Consider the following 15652-nt stretch of genomic DNA (forward strand, 5'->3'; position numbering starts at 1 on the left):
GGTGGGGTGCAGAATGGGACGGCAATTTCATGGGGTGGCGCTGCGCGCGAGCCTGCTGGCAGGCGCTGCGGCCCTGACGCTGAACGGTCAGGCCCTTGCAGCCGACGCACCGGCGCCTGCCGAGGGCGAGACCAGCCTCACCGAAATCCTGGTGACCGCCCAGAAGCGCAAAACCAACCTGCAGGACACGCCGATCGCCATTTCGGCCCTGGACGGCGAGGCCCTGAAAGCCCGCCACGTCCAGTCGATCGACGACCTCGGCGACGGCTCGATTCCTTCGCTGCGGGTCGCCCCCTTCTTCGCCCGCAAGTCCGCCCTGACCATCGGCATGCGCGGCATCGGGGCTCTGGGCGACGCGAACCAGCCGGCTCGCGACCAGGCGGTCGGCGTCTATGTCAACGGCGTCTATCTGGGCCGCGCCCAGGGCCTGGGCTCAGGCCTTTACGACGTCGAGCGCATCGAGGTTCTGAAGGGGCCGCAGGGCACGCTGTTCGGCCGCAATACCGAAGGCGGTGCCATCAGCATCATCACCAAGGCCCCGACCGGCGAGTTCGGCCTCAACACCACGGTCGGCTATGGCAACTATGCCTCGCACAAGATGGAAACCCATCTCGACCTGCCGAGCTTCAAGGGCGTCAGTGTCAAGATCGACGCCCTGCTCAGCAAGCGCGACGGCACGATCACCAACCCCACCACCTCCGGCCAGCCGGACTTCAACTCCTATGACAAGCGCGGCCTGCAGATCCAGGCCCTGTGGCGAGCGACCGAAAACGTCAGCGCCGACTATGCCTTCGACGTCTCCTATGACGGCTCGACGCCCTACAATGTTCAGCTGCTGAAGAAGGGCATCCTGACCCTGGCTCCGCTGGCTCCGGCCCAGCCCGATCGCGCCGACCGCGCCAATGTCGGCGTCCCCCTGCGGATCAGCGAAGGCTTTACGCGGGGCCATCGCCTGAACCTCAGCTGGAAGCTTTCGGACGACATGGAACTGAAGTCGATCAGCTCCTATCGGCAACTCAAGCAGGGCCAGTATGACAACGGCGCGGCCGCACTCTCGGCCTTCGCGCCCAATGCGCCGTTCGCCCGCTACAGCCTGGCCCAGGTTCACCAGGATCAGTTCAGCCAGGAACTGCAACTGATCGGCAAGACCGAACGCCTCGAATATGTCGTCGGAGCCTTCTTTTACCGCGAGAACGTCGACGACAACGCCCAGACCCCCAACACCCTGCAGTGGAATGCCACGGGCACGGCCTATTCGACCCTGTCCCTGGACCTTCGGGCCGTGCCGTTTGACCGGGTCAGCCAGGTCACCACGACCAGTCAGGGCGTCTTCGGCCAGGGCGTTTGGACGCCGCCGGTCCTCGACGACAAGCTCCACCTGACGCTGGGCGCGCGCCTGACCAAGGACGAAAAGACCGGCTCCCTCGACATCGTCAACGGTGCCCTGCCCCGTTATGTCAACGCCAGCAAGGCGACCATCGTCGGCATCATTCCGCTCAACGAATCCTGGAGCCACATCGACCCGCTGGTCACTCTCGCCTACGACGTCACTTCGGACATCAATGTCTATGGCCGCTGGAGCACCGGCTACAAGGCGGGCGGGGCCAATTCCCGCTCCCTGACCTATCGCGCCTTCGACCCTGAAAAGGTTTCGATGTTCGAGATCGGGGCCAAGAGCGAGTTCTGGGACCGCCGCGCGCGTTTCAATGTCGCGGCCTATTCCGGCGACATCAAGGACGCCCAGGTCGACTTCAACGTCCTGATCCTCAACAACAACCGCGGCACGTTGGAAACCACCAATGCGGCCACGGGCAAAACCAAGGGCTTCGAGGCCGATTTCGCCCTGGTACCTTTTGAGGGCCTGACCCTGACGGGCAGCTATGCCTATACCAAGGTCACGCTGTCGAAGGCCTTCAACCCCTTCACCAATACCCAGGCGACGATCTATCCGCTCTACACGCCTGAGAACGCCGCAAGCCTGGCCGCCGACTATGTGCGCCCCGCCTTTGGCGCAACCTTGCGGGTCCACCTCGACGCCAACTATGCCGAGGGCCAGTACACCAATACGGTTGATCCGACGCTCAGCGACGAGTCCCTGATCGTCAATGGCCGCGTGGCCCTGACCGACATCCAGGTCAGCGAGGGCGGTCCTGCCCTGCAGCTGTCCCTGTGGTCGCGAAACCTGCTGGATGAGGCCCACGTCTTCTACCGCAACACCAGCGCGGTTCTGGGCGTGTACGGCATCTACAACGAGCCGCGTACCTTCGGCGTCGAAGCCAACATCAAGTTCTAGACCTGTAGCAAAGCCGACACCGGGCGAGCCAGGCTCGCCCGGTCGTTCCCGGAGCACTCAAGATGAACCGTCGAGACTTCCTGCTGGCGGCTCTCGCCAACGGCACCCTGGCTGCCGCGCCGGCAGCCTTTGCAGCAACACCGCTCGAGGGCGCGGCGACCCGTAAACAGACCGGATCCCTGCAGCTGGACTGGAGCGCAAAATCCGACCGGACCTCGATCTATCTCTCCACGGATCCTGACGCCCCGCGATCAGCCATGCGTCTGATCAAGGCCAACATCACCGGCGGCACCCTTGACCTGCCCACACCCACGACACCCCGGCCCTATTTTCTTCTGACGACGCGCAGCGGCGGTCAGACCCGGGTCGCCGAGCGGCTCCTGCCGCTGGCAGGGGGGCGCAACTTCCGTGATCTCGGCGGCTATCGCACGACAGACGGCCGTCAGGTCCGCTGGGGCAGGATCTATCGCTCGGGCGTGATGAGCAGCCTGACCCATGCCGACATGGACTACCTCTCGAAACTGGGAGTTTCGGTCATCTGCGACCTGCGCAGTCCGCAGGAACGCTCCGGCGAGCCGACGCCCTTCCAGACGGCAGCCGGCCCGAAGGTCATTGCCTTTGACTACGACATGGCCTCTTCGATGGGCGGGCTGGCCCGCGCCACGACCAAGGCCGAGGCGGTCAAGGTCTTCGCGGACGCCTATGTCCAGTTCATCGACCTGCTGACGCCGCACTATACCGATCTCTTCGCACGGCTGGCGGCAGGCGAGGCCCCTCTGGCCATGAACTGCAGCGCCGGAAAGGATCGCACCGGCATGGGCGCGGCCCTGGTGCTTTCGGTTCTGGGGGTCCCGCGCGAGACGATCATTGCCGATTACGCCCTGACCCAGACCTATACCCCGCCGGCCTATTACAAGAAGCAGATGGCCCAGGGCCCGAAGGGTAGCGGATCAGGTGGCCTGACGTCCGAGCAGGCCCAGGCCTTCGCCCGCATGCCGGCAGAAGTCCTGGACGTGATCCTGGGCTCGGATCCCGCCGTCATGCGTGAGGCCCTGGCCACCGTCGACCGGGACCATGGCGGGCCCCTAGCGCTCGCCAAGGCGCGCCTTGGCCTGACGGACTCCCGAATCTCCCAGCTCCGCAAGACCTATCTGGTCTGATACCGGCCCGGGACATCCAGCGAACCTGACAGATCCCCTCCGCCCTTCTCGCAAGGCGGCTGCAAGTTCGCTGGACTCTTCGGGTATCCCCCGTTCCCTTTCCGCCAGAACCGGATTATAGCGTTCAGCAACATCCCGCCCGGCCGAAAGGCCGGGCGCCGTCATTTCTGGAGGACCGCATGTCCGACATCCTGATGCCCAAGGCGACGGCCGTCTGGCTCGTGGACAACACGTCGCTGAGCTTTGAACAGATTGCCGACTTCTGTAATCTGCACCCGCTGGAAGTGCGCGGCATCGCCGATGGCGAAGTGGCCCGCGACATCCGCGGCGCCGATCCGATCGGCAATGGCCAGCTGACCCGCGAAGAGCTGGACCGCGCCCAGGCCAATGACGCCTATCGCATGAAGGCCCAGGTCAGCCGCCATGCCGAGCTGCTGAAGCCGCAGAAGAAGGCCCCGCGCTACACCCCCGTGTCGCGCCGTCAGGATCGCCCCGACGCCATCGCCTGGTTCCTGCGCCATCACCCGGAAGTGACCGACGCCCAGATCTCCAAGCTGCTGGGGACCACCAAGTCGACCATCGAGCAGGTTCGCGCCCGCACGCACTGGAACGCCGCCAACATCAAGCCGGTCGATCCCGTGACCCTGGGCCTCGTCGGCCAGCTGGAACTGGACGCCCTGGTCAAGAAGGCCGCCGAGAAGAAGGCCAAGGATGACCTGAAGAAGGGCATCCTGCCGGAAGATCCGACCCTGCGCCCCGCCTCCGAGACCGGCGTCGTCGAGACGCACGAAGAGGACGAAGAGGCCGATTACCGCAAGTCGCGCGCCGAGCCCAAGGCCGAGGACGTGTTCGGGACCTCGACCTATGTGGCCGACGACGAAGACGACGAAGACGAAGACTGAGACGGTCTCACGACCGCATGAAAAAAGGCCCATTCCGGTCATCCGGAATGGGCCTTTTCTAATCGGTGAGCCTCAATGGAGCTGGGATCTAAGTCCCTCTATCTGCTCCTTCAGCTTGAGCTTTTGTCGCTTGAGCTCCCTAAGTCGGGTGGCATCGCTGGCGGGACGCTTGGTCTCTTCCTGAATCGAGCGATCAAGGTTCTCGTGACGGGACCCAAGTTCGCGGATACGGGATTCGATCGCCATGGCTGACGGCTCCTTGCTGTTGACGCCGATGAGTGAACACCCGCTGCGTCCGGCTGTCAGATCACATATGGTTGCACGTGGCCCCGCTTGACGTGACCGATCTTCATCCCGTGCCGGACGAACATTAACCATGCCAGACCCTGCAAGCCGCTCTGAGCGCCCCCGGGACCCCCGGAGACTGATCATCGGAATCTCCGGCGCATCCGGTGTCGTCTATGGCCTCAGGGCCCTGGACGCCTGCCGCGACCTGGGGGTGGAAAGCCATCTGGTGATGTCCAAATCGGCTGCCCTGACCCTGGCCCAGGAGACCGGACTGACGGTCAGCGACGTCCAGGCCAAGGCCGATGTGGTCCACCGCCCGGCCGATGTCGGGGCCGCCATCGCCTCAGGCTCGTTCCGCACCCTGGGCATGGTCATCGCCCCCTGTTCGGTGCGCACGATGAGCGAAATCGCCAGTGGCGTAACGTCTTCGCTGCTGACGAGGGCTGCCGACGTGGTCCTGAAAGAGCGCAGGACCCTGGCCCTGATGGTGCGCGAAACCCCCCTGCATCTGGGCCATCTGCGCACCCTGACCAAGCTCGCGGAGATGGGGGCCGTGATCGCCCCGCCCCTGCCGGCCTTCTATGCCAAGCCGGCCTCGATCGCCGAGATGGTCGACCAGTCCGTGGGCCGGATGCTCGACCTGTTCGACCTCGACTGGAAGCCCGTCAAGCGCTGGGGTGAGGACATCGCCCCGATCACCGGCAAGGGAGAAGGTTAAGATCATGATCCTCTGGGACTGGGCCCTCGCCGCCTATGCGCGACAGGATGTCGCGGCCGCCTGCCTGCACCTGCAGGACGCCCACGGACAGAACGTGCCCTACCTGCTTTGGGCTGCCTGGGCGGCCGGCGAAGGCCGCTCTGCCGACCCCAAGGCCGCCGCCCGCCTGATGAAACAGTGGGACACCGAGGTCGGGGCACCGCTGCGTGGTATTCGCCGGGCACTCAAGGCCCCGATCCAGGATGTGGCCGACTCAGCGCGCGAGCCTTTTCGCGAAGCCCTCAAGGGCGTAGAGCTGCAGGGCGAGCGAGTGCTGATGGAAAGTCTCGAGGCCCTGTGTGGTCCGCCGGGCCCGTCGCGGGACATTCTGGACGGCCTGATCGCGGCCGCAGCGGCCTCCGGCGACCCGCCCCGCCAGGCGGCGCTCGAACGGCTTGCGACGGCCCTGTCGTGAAACCCTTTACGCAGGCCCCGCCTTTGCTATCTATCAGACTTGGCGGCCGGCCAGGGGGAACCATCCATGACCGATGAACCGTCGACGAACGACGACGATCCGTCGGACGAGTCCGACATCGCGATCGAGCGCCGACTGTCGATCCTGCGGGAAGAGCACCAGGACCTGGATGCGGCTGTCCACGCCCTGGAGGAACGCCCCCAGCCCGACATGCTGCAGATCGCCCGGCTGAAGAAGAAGAAGCTGGCCCTGAAGGACAAGATCGGCCGGCTCGAAGACCTGCTGATGCCCGACATCATCGCCTGACGCTCTAGCCGGGCAGCCTGCCCTTGGCGACCACTTCGGACGGCTGGCGTTTGCGCACCACGAACTCGATGGCGCATTCGGTGGTCGGCAGACGGGTCTGATCCAGCCTCTGGTTGGTGTGATAGAAGGTGCTGTTGAGGCTCTCGACCTTTTGCACCTCGGCCTGGGGTCCCAGGTCGCGGAGCAGGTCCAGCACATTCAACGACCGCCCGCTCCACGACTCCGGCTTGTAGATCGTGAACGTCCACTTGTGGTCGTCATTGAAGGTGCTGGGAAACACCCCCTGCTCGTACATGTCCTCGTCGGGGACCATGACCACCATGTGGCCACCGGGCTTCAGCACCCGCAGCCAGTTCTGCAGGCTGACGGCCGGGTCGACCAGGTGCTCCAGACAGTGGCTGGAATGCAGGAAGTCATAGGTCTCGTCGGCGACGCTTGCCAGATACTGGCCGTCGCCCTGGGGCAGGTCCCAGGTGTCGCAGTCGCGCATCAGCGGGAAAAAGGGCCGGAAACGCTCCAGCGGATCGGGCGCGCCGCCCACATCCACGCCATGGCCCACGAAATAATGGCTGGCGAACTTCGGATCGTGCATGCGGCGGACGATCGACTTGGCGCATTCGTGTGTCATGCGAGCCCCCTGGCGAGGGCTGTTGATCGCCCTGTTCGCCGAACTTGTCAGCGGGCCAATCGATCAGTGGGCCTGACAGGCCTCCAGCGCCCGGACGCCGCTGAGCAGCCGGGCCGGGGTGATCGGCTTTTCAATGCGGGCGTCGGCGCATTCATCCTCGCGCAGGCCGACCGGGTCGATGGCCGAGGCCAGCATGGTGCAGGTCAGATTGCCGCGTCTCTGGCGGACCGCGCGGATCAGTTGGCCGCCGGTCATGCGCGGCATGTAGAAGTCGGTGATCACCAGATCGGGCGCAAAGGCATCGAGGGCCGCCAGGGCTTCTTCGCCGTCGCGACAGACCAGCACATCGAAGCCGGCCTCGCCCAGCGTGATCTCATAGATCATCGCCAGGATCGGATCGTCCTCGGCGATCAGAATTCGTTGCATTCTCGCGCCCCACACGCCCCAACGACAGTCAGGGGGTCTTAGCTTAACCAACCGTTAAATTGGTAGCGCGGGGTAACAGGAAGAGTCCCCGGGCAAAAGGTCGCATTCCTGTTAGGCGAGTGGGTGCATCATTTTCAGGCTTGCTTGCGCTTGCGCACGAACATGGCGGCATCGGCCTCGGCCAGGGCGATTTCGGGATCGGTGCCCGGCTCGATCTCGCGAACACCCCAGGAGATGTGCAGCGGGGCCGACCATTCGCCGAACTCGACCGGCGTATCCTGAACGGCTGCCGCCAGGCTGGCGGCCTTTGACAGGGCGGTTTCCTTGTCGGCCTGGGCCAGAAGCACGGCGAACTCGTCGCCGCCCATGCGCCCGACCACATCGCTTTCGCGCACATTGGCCAGCAGCCGGCCCGCAACGGCCTGCAGGGCGGCGTCTCCGGCCGCATGGCCAAAGCGGTCATTGACGTTCTTGAAGCCATCCAGATCGAAGAACACCACACTGGCCGGCGAGCCATAGCGCTGGGCGAAGGCGGCCACGCGCTTCATCTCGCGCAGGAAGGCCCGGCGGTTCAGCACCGGGGTCAGAACATCCTGGTCGGCCTGCTGCTGGGCTTCATTGAGCCGCAGCTTCAGCCGCGAGACCTCGCTGCGCAGGTCATCGATCTCGGTCATCAGGGTGGTCAGGGCTTCCTGCACCTGGGGGGTCAGGTCCGCCTCGCTCAGGCCGAGAAAGGCGGCGCTGTCGGGCGACTGGGCCTCGCGCACGGAAACCTGGGCCCCCGCACGGGCCAGGGCCCGCTTGCGGATGGCGGCAAAGGGTTCGGTCCGGGCGCCGGAGATCTTCATGGGCTAGGGAATCGTTTCTTGCACAGGTCTGACAAGTGTTAACGCGAACGGCGGCAGGCGCAATCCGGGCGCGCTTTGGTCGCAGCGACAAGGCCCCCGGGGCTGCCTGCCCTGGCCTCCGCGCCTAAAACCGCAGCGCCCTGAACGTTTTGGACTTGCACTCGCGTCATGGACGCGCATACGGGGCGGCTTCAGGCCTCGCCCCCGCAGGGCGGAGCCCGCGCGCCGACTTCAGGGGACCTCGACGCCGATGCCAAACCCGATCCCGGACAGCCCGGGCGCGCCGCCCGTCGCCATCATCATGGGCAGCCGCTCCGACTGGCCGACCATGAAGGGGGCCGCTGACGCCCTGACCAGCCTGGGCGTCGCCTGGGATGCCCGGGTAGTCTCGGCCCACCGCACTCCTGAGCGCCTGTTCGACTTCGCCCGCAGTGCCGAGACCCAGGGCTTCAAGGTGATCATCGCCGGAGCCGGCGGCGCGGCCCACCTGCCGGGCATGGCCGCCTCGATGACCAATCTTCCGGTCCTGGGCGTGCCGGTGCAGTCCAAGGCCCTCAGCGGGTTGGATTCCCTGCTGTCCATCGTCCAGATGCCGGGCGGCATTCCGGTCGCCACCCTGGCCATCGGCGAGGCCGGGGCCAAGAATGCCGGCCTGCTGGCTGCCCAGATCCTGGCCCTGTCCGACCCGGCCCTGGCCGGTCGCCTGGCCGCCTTCCGTCAGGCCCAGACCGACAGCGTCGCCGAAAGCGTCGAGGACTGAACTACAGATGACTGACGCGCCCTTCCCCCTCGTCCCCGGCTCCACGATCGGCATCCTGGGCGGCGGCCAGCTGGGCCGGATGCTCGCCCTCGCCGCCGCACGCCTGGGCTTTGACGTGGTGATTCTCGACCCCGAGGACGGCAGCCCGGCCGGTCGGGTCGCGGCCCGCCAGATCGTCGCCGCCTATGACGACCGCTGGGCCCTGAAGCGCCTGGCCGAGGCCTGCGACGTCGTCACCTATGAGTTCGAGAACGTTCCGGCCGACACTGTCGCCGAACTGACGGCCCTGGGCTGTGTCGTCGCGCCGGGGGCCAAGGCCCTGGCCGCCGCCCAGGACCGGGTTGTGGAAAAGAGCTTCATGGCCGAGATCGGCGTGCCCACCGTGGCCTTCGCCGCCGTCCAGGACAGCGACTCCCTGGCCGCCGCGGTCGCCAAGATCGGCGCACCCTCCCTGCTGAAGACCCGTCGCGAGGGCTATGACGGCAAGGGCCAGGCCTGGATCCAGCGGGCCGGCGACGCCGAAGCCGCGTTCGAGAAAATCGGCCGCCAGGCGGCTATCCTCGAGGCCCCGGCCGATTTCGGCCGCGAGCTGTCGGTCATCGCCGCCCGTGGCCGTGACGGCGAGATCGCCTGCTATCCCCTGTCGGAAAACCACCATGAGGGCGGTGTGCTCCGGCGCACGGTGGCCCCGGCCAGGGTCACCCCGGCCACCCGTGACCAGGCCGAAGCCATCGCAGCCAAAATCCTGACCGCCCTCGACTATGTCGGCGTCATCGGGGTCGAGCTGTTCGAGCTGGCCGGCGGCAAGCTGCTGGTCAACGAGTTCGCGCCCCGCGTCCACAATACCGGCCACTGGACCCAGGACGGCTGCGAGGTCGACCAGTTCGAGCAGCACATCCGCGCCGTGGCCGGCTGGCCCCTGGGCCCGACCCAGCCCCTGGCCCATGTCGAGATGACCAACCTGCTGGGCCCCGATGTCGAGGCCTGGAAGAAGCTGGCCGCCGAGCCCGAGACCCGCGTCCACCTCTATGGCAAGGGCGAGGCCCGCCCGGGCCGCAAGATGGGCCATGTGAACCGGCTGCGGGGCCTGAAGGACTAATTGGCCGTGACAGACCAGGCGATCATCGGCCTGATCGGCGGCATGAGCTGGGAAAGCTCGGCCCAGTACTACCGGCTGATCAATGAGGCCGTGCGCGCGCGGCTGGGCGGCGTGGCCTCGGCCCGTACCCTGATGTGGTCGTTCGATTTCGCCGAGATCGAGGCCCTGCAGCACCAGAACCGCTGGCCGGAGCTCGCTCGGCGGCTGGCCGATGCCGCCCGGGCTCTGGAGGCGGGCGGGGCCGACTTTCTGGTCCTGTGCACCAACACCATGCACCGCGAGGCCGACACGATCGAGGCGGCGGTCCACATCCCCCTGCTGCACATCGCCGATCCGACCGCCGAGGCGGTCAAGGCCGCCGGCCTCTCGAAGGTCGGCCTGCTGGGCACCGCCTTCACGATGGAGCACGACTTCTATCGCAGCCGCCTGGAGAAGCGCCACGGCCTGGAGGTGCTGGTCCCCGAGGCCGATGACCGGGCAGCCGTGCACGACATCATCTATCGCGAGCTGGTCGCGGGACAGGTTCTGGACGCCTCACGCGAGGTCTATCGCGCCGTTATCGCCCGGCTCGTCGCGCGCGGGGCCCAGGCGGTGATCCTGGGCTGTACCGAGATCATGCTGCTGATCGGCCAGGCCGACAGCAGCGTTCCGGTGTTCGACACCACAGAGCTGCACGCGCTGGCGGCCGTGGAACGGGCCCTGGGGGACTCTGGCCTCGGCTGACTTTGCAGGGGGCGGACATGGCGAAGTGAGCGGATGTCCAGGCGCTCCGGCCTGAAGGACCCCATCGCTCCCACGCGCAGAGCTTGGCATGCAATCCAGGTTCAGGACCTTGGGCGCGGACCGCCCCCATCACTAAAAAAGTTGTCGCACGTCGTTTTCTGCAGGCAGTGTTGTGCCTAGCTGCTCTTGGCCACTCGGTACGTTCGCCCCATGATACGCACCAAGCTCATTCGCGCCTTCACCCTTGCCGCAACCGTAGTGTTGATGGCGATCGCGGCTGATTTTCTTCTTTCGATCCTGGTCGCTGGTCACACCGAGGTTTTTACCCCGTTCTCCACCCTGGCGATCGCATCGGTCATCGCGCTGCCACTGGCCTGGATCCTGACGAGCCAGCAGGTCAATCTGGCCACCGCCCACAAAGAACAGCTGGCCCTCCTGGCGGCCCGTGAACGCGCGGTCTCCGAGTATGAAGACGCCCAGGCCCGCCTGAGGTCCAGCGAGTCACTCTACCGCCTGCTGGCAGACAACCTGACAGACTCGATTTCGCTATGGTCGCCCGAAGGCAAGCGCCTCTACAGCTCGCCTTCGATTGAACGGCTGATGGGTTATACCCCTGAAGAATATTTATACGTTCCAGTAAGCGAAGTCGTTCGACCTGAAGACAACGAACGACTGTTCAATATTATAAAAGGTCTAAAGCGGGGCGGAGAAAGCCGCACGGCGGAGTATCGCAGCCGCCGCAAGGACGGGCGCGAGATATGGGTCGAGAGTACCTATGCCCGGCTGGCGGATGGCAGCGTTATATCGACGTCACGCAACATCACGGAACGCTGGACCCTGCAGCGGGATCTGGAGACGGCCCTGGTCGAGGCCCAGAGCGCGGTCGCCGCCAAGTCCGACTTCCTGGCCAACATGACCCACGAACTGCGCACGCCGCTGAATGCCATCATTGGCTTTTCAGGCGTGTTGCGGGGGTCCAACCGTCTGTCGTCCGAAGACAGGCATCATGTCGAACTGATCAGCGGCGCCAGCGCCACCTTGCTGGGCGTGATCAATGATGTGCTGGAGTTTTCTCGGCTCGAGGCCGGCTATCTGGACCTGGACCCCCAGCCCTTCGACCCGGCTCAGTTGGTTCGCTCGGCCTGCGCCCTGATCGAGGACCAGGCCCGGGACAAGGGCCTGACCCTGAGCCTGGACATCGCGCCGGGCCTTTCCGGCATGGTCGGCGATGGGCCGCGCCTGTCGCAGGTGCTGCTGAACCTGCTGTCCAACTCTGTGAAATTCACCAGCGAAGGCCATGTCACGGTATCGCTGCGCCAGTTTGTCGAGGCGGAGACCGCGCGCCTGCGGATCGAAGTGATCGACACCGGTATCGGCATTTCCGAAGATCAGATCGGCAAGGTTTTCGAACGCTTCGCTCAGGCCGACGGAGGAATCTCACGGCAGTTTGGCGGCACGGGCCTGGGCCTGGCGATCTCGAAACGGATTATCGAGCGCATGGACGGCCAGATCGGAGTCGTCAGCACAGAGGGCCAAGGCTCGACCTTCTGGTTCGAGGTTTCCGCGCCCGTTGTCAGCCTGGACACGGTCCAGGCGGCGCACAACGAAGGCACCTCCGGCTTCACCGCGCCGCTGCGCGTGCTCGTGGTCGAAGACAATGCCGTAAACCGCGAACTGGTCTGCACACTGCTGGCCCCCTTCGACATAACCATCGATACCGCTCACGACGGGGCCGAAGGCTTGAAGGCCACCGAACGCGGGATCTACGACCTGATCCTGATGGACATACAGATGCCGGTCATGGACGGCCTGACCGCCACCCGGCTCATTCGGGCCAACAACAACACCGCCCCGATCGTGGCCTTGACCGCCAATGTCCTGCCCGAGCAAATCGCGAAATGTCTGGCTGCCGGTATGAACGATCACATCGGCAAGCCTTTCCACGCGGCCCGCTTGCTGGAAACTGTGGTTCGCTGGACGCAGATCGCGGCCTGAGTGTTGACGGCGGGCGGTGCGGGTGGGGCAGCGTGGGTGAGCTGAGGTGAAAGGTGTCTGCTGTAGGTGGGAAGCGGATACTGGCGCGTGAACCGAAAGTGGGCGCGGGGCTGTGTGTCTACCGGCCGACGCCGCAGGCCCGCTCCTGACCTGCTCCGCAGGTCGTCCTCCCCCCTGCCGGGGGGAAGATGAAATGCGCGGACCTCATCTCCCCCTCCGGGGGAAGACGGCTGCGTAGCAGCCCGTAGGGGGCAAGTGCGGGGATAGGGCTCAATCCATCCCATGTGTTTCCCGTACAAACCCAAGCCCAATCAACCCCTTGCAATAAGTCGGAGCGCGCCAATCCGACGCGCTGAATCCGCCCGCATAATCAGTCTCACCTGACAGCACGGGAAGGGCGTCCGGCCGGCGACCAGCGACGGCTGTCAGGGGTGATCGAGCGGGGTCTGCCTGAGTCGCGAGAGCGGGACCGGCGGACTTAATCAGAGGGCGGGTGACGTAAACCCGCCCATCGGAGGTCTGCCAGGGCCTCCGCCCGTCCGAAGGTTCGCTCCGGGTCCCTCCGGAATCGGCGTGGCTGCAGCCTCTAAGCTGGGTCCGTCGCGAGGAGGACAAACCCGGGTGGGGCAAAAGGTTGAACCAGACCTGCGCGCCCCGGCCAGAGGGATAACGGTCACGCGGAGCGTTCGTCTTCGTCGAAACGGTACTTACAAACACAATCATCCGGGCGAGGCCCGGGCGCTCCGCGACCCTTCCCCTCCCCATCGCAGCTTCGGCGCGAGGTCGCGAAGTCGTGTCCGCCAGACTTGCCCCCTACGGACCGCTTCGCGATCGTCTTCCCCCGGCGGGGGAAGATGTAGCGCGCGGACCCCATCTTGCCCCTCCGGGGGAGGAGCGCCGAAGGCGCGGAGGGGGCGAGCCGTCAGCGGTACCGCATCTTCGCCAGGGCCGTGACCAGCTCGCTGGCCAGGTCCATCGGCTTGAGCCCGGCCTTCCACTTCTCGAAGGCCATGACGTTCTCGATCCGGGCATCGAGATGGGCCAGGGCCGAGTCTCGGCCCGAGGCCATGTCGACGGCCAGGGTCGAGACCAGGATGCCCGACAGGATCGCCCGCTTGGAATAATGGTTCTCGTCGGTGGCCGTATCACCCGCCCAGCGCCAGAGCGTGTCGGCGCTTTCCCACGTCAGGCGCAGGGCGAGGGCGAGGTTGGTCGGGAAGGACAGGAAGGCGGCCAGGGCCCGCATGACCTCGGCATCGGCCGCTACGGCGTCCAGCCGGGCGATGACCCCCACGCGGATCCTGTCGCGGATCTTCAACCCGTTGGGGTCGTGGATGGCCAGGCTATCGAGTGCCTTTGCGTCATGGCGCCGTGACAGCAGGGCCGCCAGATCGCGGGCCCCTTCGGGCAGCAGAAGCTGGGTCTCGCCGGGTGACAGGCCGGCCGCCTGGGCCGCCCGTTCGGTCAGCCGGGCGTTCCAGCCCGCCGCCGGCGCAAGCCGCACGGCCTCGTCCAGCACCCGCTGTTCGGCCTCATCGGCCCAGTTGCTTCCTGTCTCGGCTGCCTTGCTCATGAATCCGAGTCTACACCGTGGTTTAGGCCGCGTCGCGCATGGACAGAGCCCATTCACTCTGCTATCAGCCGCCCCTCGTTTCCCGGAAGCCCCCCTTCCGGGTTTATCAGGTTTTGTTCGCCCGCCCGGCCCCTGAGAGGGACTCGGGACATTGGTCGGGCCGTCGAATGGAGAGAGACCCCTGGTCCAGATTTTCGTCCGCGACAACAACGTCGATCAGGCCCTCAAGGCCCTGAAGAAGAAGATGCAACGCGAAGGCTCGTTCCGCGAAATGAAGCGGCACGTGCACTATGAGAAGCCGTCGGAAAAGCGCGCCCGTCAAAAGGCCGAAGCGGTCCGCCGCGCCCGCAAGCTGGCCCGCAAGCGCGCCCAGCGCGAAGGCCTGCTGCCGATGCCGAAGAAGCCGGTCGGCGCCCGGTAGGCTTCACGCCTGACGGACTGAAGACTTTCGAAAGCCGCGTGGCGATCCGCGCGGCTTTCGTCGTTTAGGGCCGCTGTTTCAGTGCGCCGAAGGGGGTTCACCCACGAACGCCACGGCCCTGACGATGCGGTCCGCGAAAGACCGGCCCAGCAGGCGCGTGTGGGTGGCCCCCTCGACATGGTCGACCATGCCGTGGCGCGAGGCCAGGGCCGGTGCCGACTGGATGGCCTTCCAGGCTTCGCGACCCTTGATCGAGCCCGCCGTAACCACCGCCACCGGCCAGGCGGGGTCCAGGGGCGGCTGCTCGGCGGCCTGGTCCGAGGCCTTGATCCACAAACCCACCTCGTCGGCCGAGGTGCGGTTGTGGCGGCCATTGCCAAAGGCCCAGCGCTTTTCGGCCGCGGCCTGGGGCGGCAGGCCGATCTTGTCGCCCAGGCGGGTCTGGGTCAGGGGCTTGTAGAGACCGATCGACGCCCCGCGTGCGGCCCAGCGGGAGGCCGAGGCAAAGGCCTTGACGAAGCCGCTCATGCGCGGGTTCTGCGCTGCCTCGGGCGTCGCGGCATCGACCAGGACCAGGCCGGCGATCCTGTCGGGGTTGCGGCCGGCATAGTGGCGCAGCCTCAGGCCGGCCATGGAATGCCCAACCAGCACATAGGGCCCCGGCTCGCCGGAGGCAGCGACCAGCTTTTCGAAGTCGGTGACGATGGCCAGACCGTCGCGAGGCGCGGGCCCCGGCGGTGAATAGCCCATGCCGGCCCGGTCATAGGCGCAGGACCGCCAACCGGCCGCCGTCAGGGCGTCCTGGGTCGCCCCCCAGTCGGCGGCGAAGCCGAAGGCTCCGGCTTCCAGCCACACCACCGGACGATCATTGCGCGGCCCGTCACAGACCAGCCTCAGGCTTCGACCCGGCTCGATCTGGACCAGTTCGCCGCGCGGACGGGGGGATCCGAACGCACTCATGGTGCCGCCCAGGGCGACATAGGCAATGAAGAAGACAGTGACACCGGCGAGACCGCGAACAAGGACCTTGAACATGGCCCCTACCTTATCGCCGGTTC

At 66.2% G+C, this 15652-nt stretch carries 17 protein-coding genes; 11 read left to right on the top strand and 6 right to left on the bottom strand.

From position 1 onward, the window contains the following. Positions 1 to 13: 13 nt before the first annotated feature. From AQ619_RS15300 to AQ619_RS15310, 3 genes are all read left to right on the top strand, one after another. Positions 14 to 2293, top strand: coding sequence for a TonB-dependent receptor (locus AQ619_RS15300; RefSeq protein ID WP_062149541.1), 2280 nt, complete (start codon positions 14 to 16; stop codon positions 2291 to 2293). A 62-nt stretch (positions 2294 to 2355) separates the two neighbouring features. Beyond that, a complete protein-coding gene (locus tag AQ619_RS15305; protein WP_062149544.1) occupies positions 2356 to 3453 on the top strand; it encodes a tyrosine-protein phosphatase in 1098 nt (365 codons plus the stop codon). A gap of 179 nt (positions 3454 to 3632) precedes the next feature. Next, positions 3633 to 4355: a DUF1013 domain-containing protein gene (locus tag AQ619_RS15310; RefSeq protein ID WP_062149547.1), complete on the top strand. Its 723-nt coding sequence runs from the start codon at positions 3633 to 3635 to the stop codon at positions 4353 to 4355. Between the two features lie 72 nt (positions 4356 to 4427). On the opposite strand, the gene AQ619_RS15315 is transcribed toward AQ619_RS15310, so the two are convergent. Beyond that, entirely contained in the window at positions 4428 to 4601 is a 174-nt protein-coding gene (locus AQ619_RS15315; protein WP_062149550.1) for a YdcH family protein, read from the bottom strand. Between the two features lie 130 nt (positions 4602 to 4731). Between AQ619_RS15315 and AQ619_RS15320 the strand changes: the two genes are divergently transcribed. From AQ619_RS15320 to AQ619_RS15330, 3 genes are all read left to right on the top strand, one after another. Next, positions 4732 to 5361, top strand: a complete 630-nt coding sequence (locus AQ619_RS15320) for a UbiX family flavin prenyltransferase (RefSeq protein WP_062149553.1) — start codon at positions 4732 to 4734, stop codon at positions 5359 to 5361. A 4-nt stretch (positions 5362 to 5365) separates the two neighbouring features. Next, complete coding sequence (locus AQ619_RS15325) at positions 5366 to 5815, top strand: TIGR02444 family protein (protein WP_062149556.1); 450 nt, start codon at positions 5366 to 5368, stop codon at positions 5813 to 5815. Between the two features lie 66 nt (positions 5816 to 5881). Beyond that, positions 5882 to 6121, top strand: a complete 240-nt coding sequence (locus tag AQ619_RS15330) for a YdcH family protein (RefSeq protein ID WP_062149559.1) — start codon at positions 5882 to 5884, stop codon at positions 6119 to 6121. A gap of 4 nt (positions 6122 to 6125) precedes the next feature. Here AQ619_RS15330 and AQ619_RS15335 read toward each other — a convergent pair whose 3' ends face one another. The 3 genes from AQ619_RS15335 to AQ619_RS15345 form a co-directional block, all read right to left on the bottom strand. Beyond that, complete coding sequence (locus tag AQ619_RS15335) at positions 6126 to 6749, bottom strand: methyltransferase domain-containing protein (protein WP_062149562.1); 624 nt, start codon at positions 6747 to 6749, stop codon at positions 6126 to 6128. A 63-nt stretch (positions 6750 to 6812) separates the two neighbouring features. Further along, complete coding sequence (locus tag AQ619_RS15340; RefSeq protein WP_062149565.1) at positions 6813 to 7175, bottom strand: response regulator; 363 nt, start codon at positions 7173 to 7175, stop codon at positions 6813 to 6815. Positions 7176 to 7309: 134 nt separating this feature from the next. Beyond that, positions 7310 to 8023, bottom strand: coding sequence for a GGDEF domain-containing protein (locus AQ619_RS15345; protein WP_062149568.1), 714 nt, complete (start codon positions 8021 to 8023; stop codon positions 7310 to 7312). A 250-nt stretch (positions 8024 to 8273) separates the two neighbouring features. Here AQ619_RS15345 and purE point away from each other — a divergent pair, with 250 nt between their 5' ends. The 4 genes from purE to AQ619_RS15365 all read left to right on the top strand — a co-directional run bounded on the left by purE (position 8274) and on the right by AQ619_RS15365 (position 12600). Continuing rightward, positions 8274 to 8783 carry a 5-(carboxyamino)imidazole ribonucleotide mutase gene (gene purE, locus AQ619_RS15350; protein ID WP_062149571.1) on the top strand — a complete coding sequence of 170 codons (510 nt, stop codon included), beginning with the start codon at positions 8274 to 8276 and terminating at the stop codon, positions 8781 to 8783. Positions 8784 to 8790: 7 nt separating this feature from the next. Then, positions 8791 to 9882: a 5-(carboxyamino)imidazole ribonucleotide synthase gene (locus tag AQ619_RS15355; protein ID WP_062149574.1), complete on the top strand. Its 1092-nt coding sequence runs from the start codon at positions 8791 to 8793 to the stop codon at positions 9880 to 9882. A 6-nt stretch (positions 9883 to 9888) separates the two neighbouring features. After that, entirely contained in the window at positions 9889 to 10605 is a 717-nt protein-coding gene (locus AQ619_RS15360; RefSeq protein WP_084746297.1) for an aspartate/glutamate racemase family protein, read from the top strand. A 210-nt stretch (positions 10606 to 10815) separates the two neighbouring features. Further along, complete coding sequence (locus AQ619_RS15365; protein WP_062149580.1) at positions 10816 to 12600, top strand: PAS domain-containing hybrid sensor histidine kinase/response regulator; 1785 nt, start codon at positions 10816 to 10818, stop codon at positions 12598 to 12600. 922 nt (positions 12601 to 13522) lie between these two features. On the opposite strand, the gene AQ619_RS15370 is transcribed toward AQ619_RS15365, so the two are convergent. Beyond that, positions 13523 to 14173, bottom strand: coding sequence for a COQ9 family protein (locus tag AQ619_RS15370; protein ID WP_062149583.1), 651 nt, complete (start codon positions 14171 to 14173; stop codon positions 13523 to 13525). Between the two features lie 181 nt (positions 14174 to 14354). Between AQ619_RS15370 and rpsU the strand changes: the two genes are divergently transcribed. Further along, positions 14355 to 14594 (top strand): 30S ribosomal protein S21, encoded by a 240-nt coding sequence (gene rpsU, locus AQ619_RS15375; protein ID WP_155856916.1) that lies wholly within the window; start codon positions 14355 to 14357, stop codon positions 14592 to 14594. A gap of 78 nt (positions 14595 to 14672) precedes the next feature. Here rpsU and AQ619_RS15380 read toward each other — a convergent pair whose 3' ends face one another. Beyond that, positions 14673 to 15629 (bottom strand): alpha/beta fold hydrolase, encoded by a 957-nt coding sequence (locus AQ619_RS15380; RefSeq protein ID WP_062149586.1) that lies wholly within the window; start codon positions 15627 to 15629, stop codon positions 14673 to 14675. Positions 15630 to 15652 lie beyond the last annotated feature (23 nt).

The sequence above is a fragment of the Caulobacter henricii genome (genome assembly GCF_001414055.1).
Classification (GTDB): domain Bacteria; phylum Pseudomonadota; class Alphaproteobacteria; order Caulobacterales; family Caulobacteraceae; genus Caulobacter; species Caulobacter henricii.

Bases quoted from the DNA above. Each gene is read 5' to 3' on its own strand.
- AQ619_RS15300 (WP_062149541.1), top strand. From the start codon at position 14: ATGGGACGGCAATTTCATGGGGTGGCGCTGCGCGCGAGCCTGCTGGCA.
- AQ619_RS15305 (WP_062149544.1), top strand. From the start codon at position 2,356: ATGAACCGTCGAGACTTCCTGCTGGCGGCTCTCGCCAACGGCACCCTG.
- AQ619_RS15310 (WP_062149547.1), top strand. From the start codon at position 3,633: ATGTCCGACATCCTGATGCCCAAGGCGACGGCCGTCTGGCTCGTGGAC.
- AQ619_RS15315 (WP_062149550.1), bottom strand. From the start codon at position 4,601: ATGGCGATCGAATCCCGTATCCGCGAACTTGGGTCCCGTCACGAGAAC.
- AQ619_RS15320 (WP_062149553.1), top strand. From the start codon at position 4,732: ATGCCAGACCCTGCAAGCCGCTCTGAGCGCCCCCGGGACCCCCGGAGA.
- AQ619_RS15325 (WP_062149556.1), top strand. From the start codon at position 5,366: ATGATCCTCTGGGACTGGGCCCTCGCCGCCTATGCGCGACAGGATGTC.
- AQ619_RS15330 (WP_062149559.1), top strand. From the start codon at position 5,882: ATGACCGATGAACCGTCGACGAACGACGACGATCCGTCGGACGAGTCC.
- AQ619_RS15335 (WP_062149562.1), bottom strand. From the start codon at position 6,749: ATGACACACGAATGCGCCAAGTCGATCGTCCGCCGCATGCACGATCCG.
- AQ619_RS15340 (WP_062149565.1), bottom strand. From the start codon at position 7,175: ATGCAACGAATTCTGATCGCCGAGGACGATCCGATCCTGGCGATGATC.
- AQ619_RS15345 (WP_062149568.1), bottom strand. From the start codon at position 8,023: ATGAAGATCTCCGGCGCCCGGACCGAACCCTTTGCCGCCATCCGCAAG.
- purE (WP_062149571.1), top strand. From the start codon at position 8,274: ATGCCAAACCCGATCCCGGACAGCCCGGGCGCGCCGCCCGTCGCCATC.
- AQ619_RS15355 (WP_062149574.1), top strand. From the start codon at position 8,791: ATGACTGACGCGCCCTTCCCCCTCGTCCCCGGCTCCACGATCGGCATC.
- AQ619_RS15365 (WP_062149580.1), top strand. From the start codon at position 10,816: ATGATACGCACCAAGCTCATTCGCGCCTTCACCCTTGCCGCAACCGTA.
- AQ619_RS15370 (WP_062149583.1), bottom strand. From the start codon at position 14,173: ATGAGCAAGGCAGCCGAGACAGGAAGCAACTGGGCCGATGAGGCCGAA.
- AQ619_RS15380 (WP_062149586.1), bottom strand. From the start codon at position 15,629: ATGTTCAAGGTCCTTGTTCGCGGTCTCGCCGGTGTCACTGTCTTCTTC.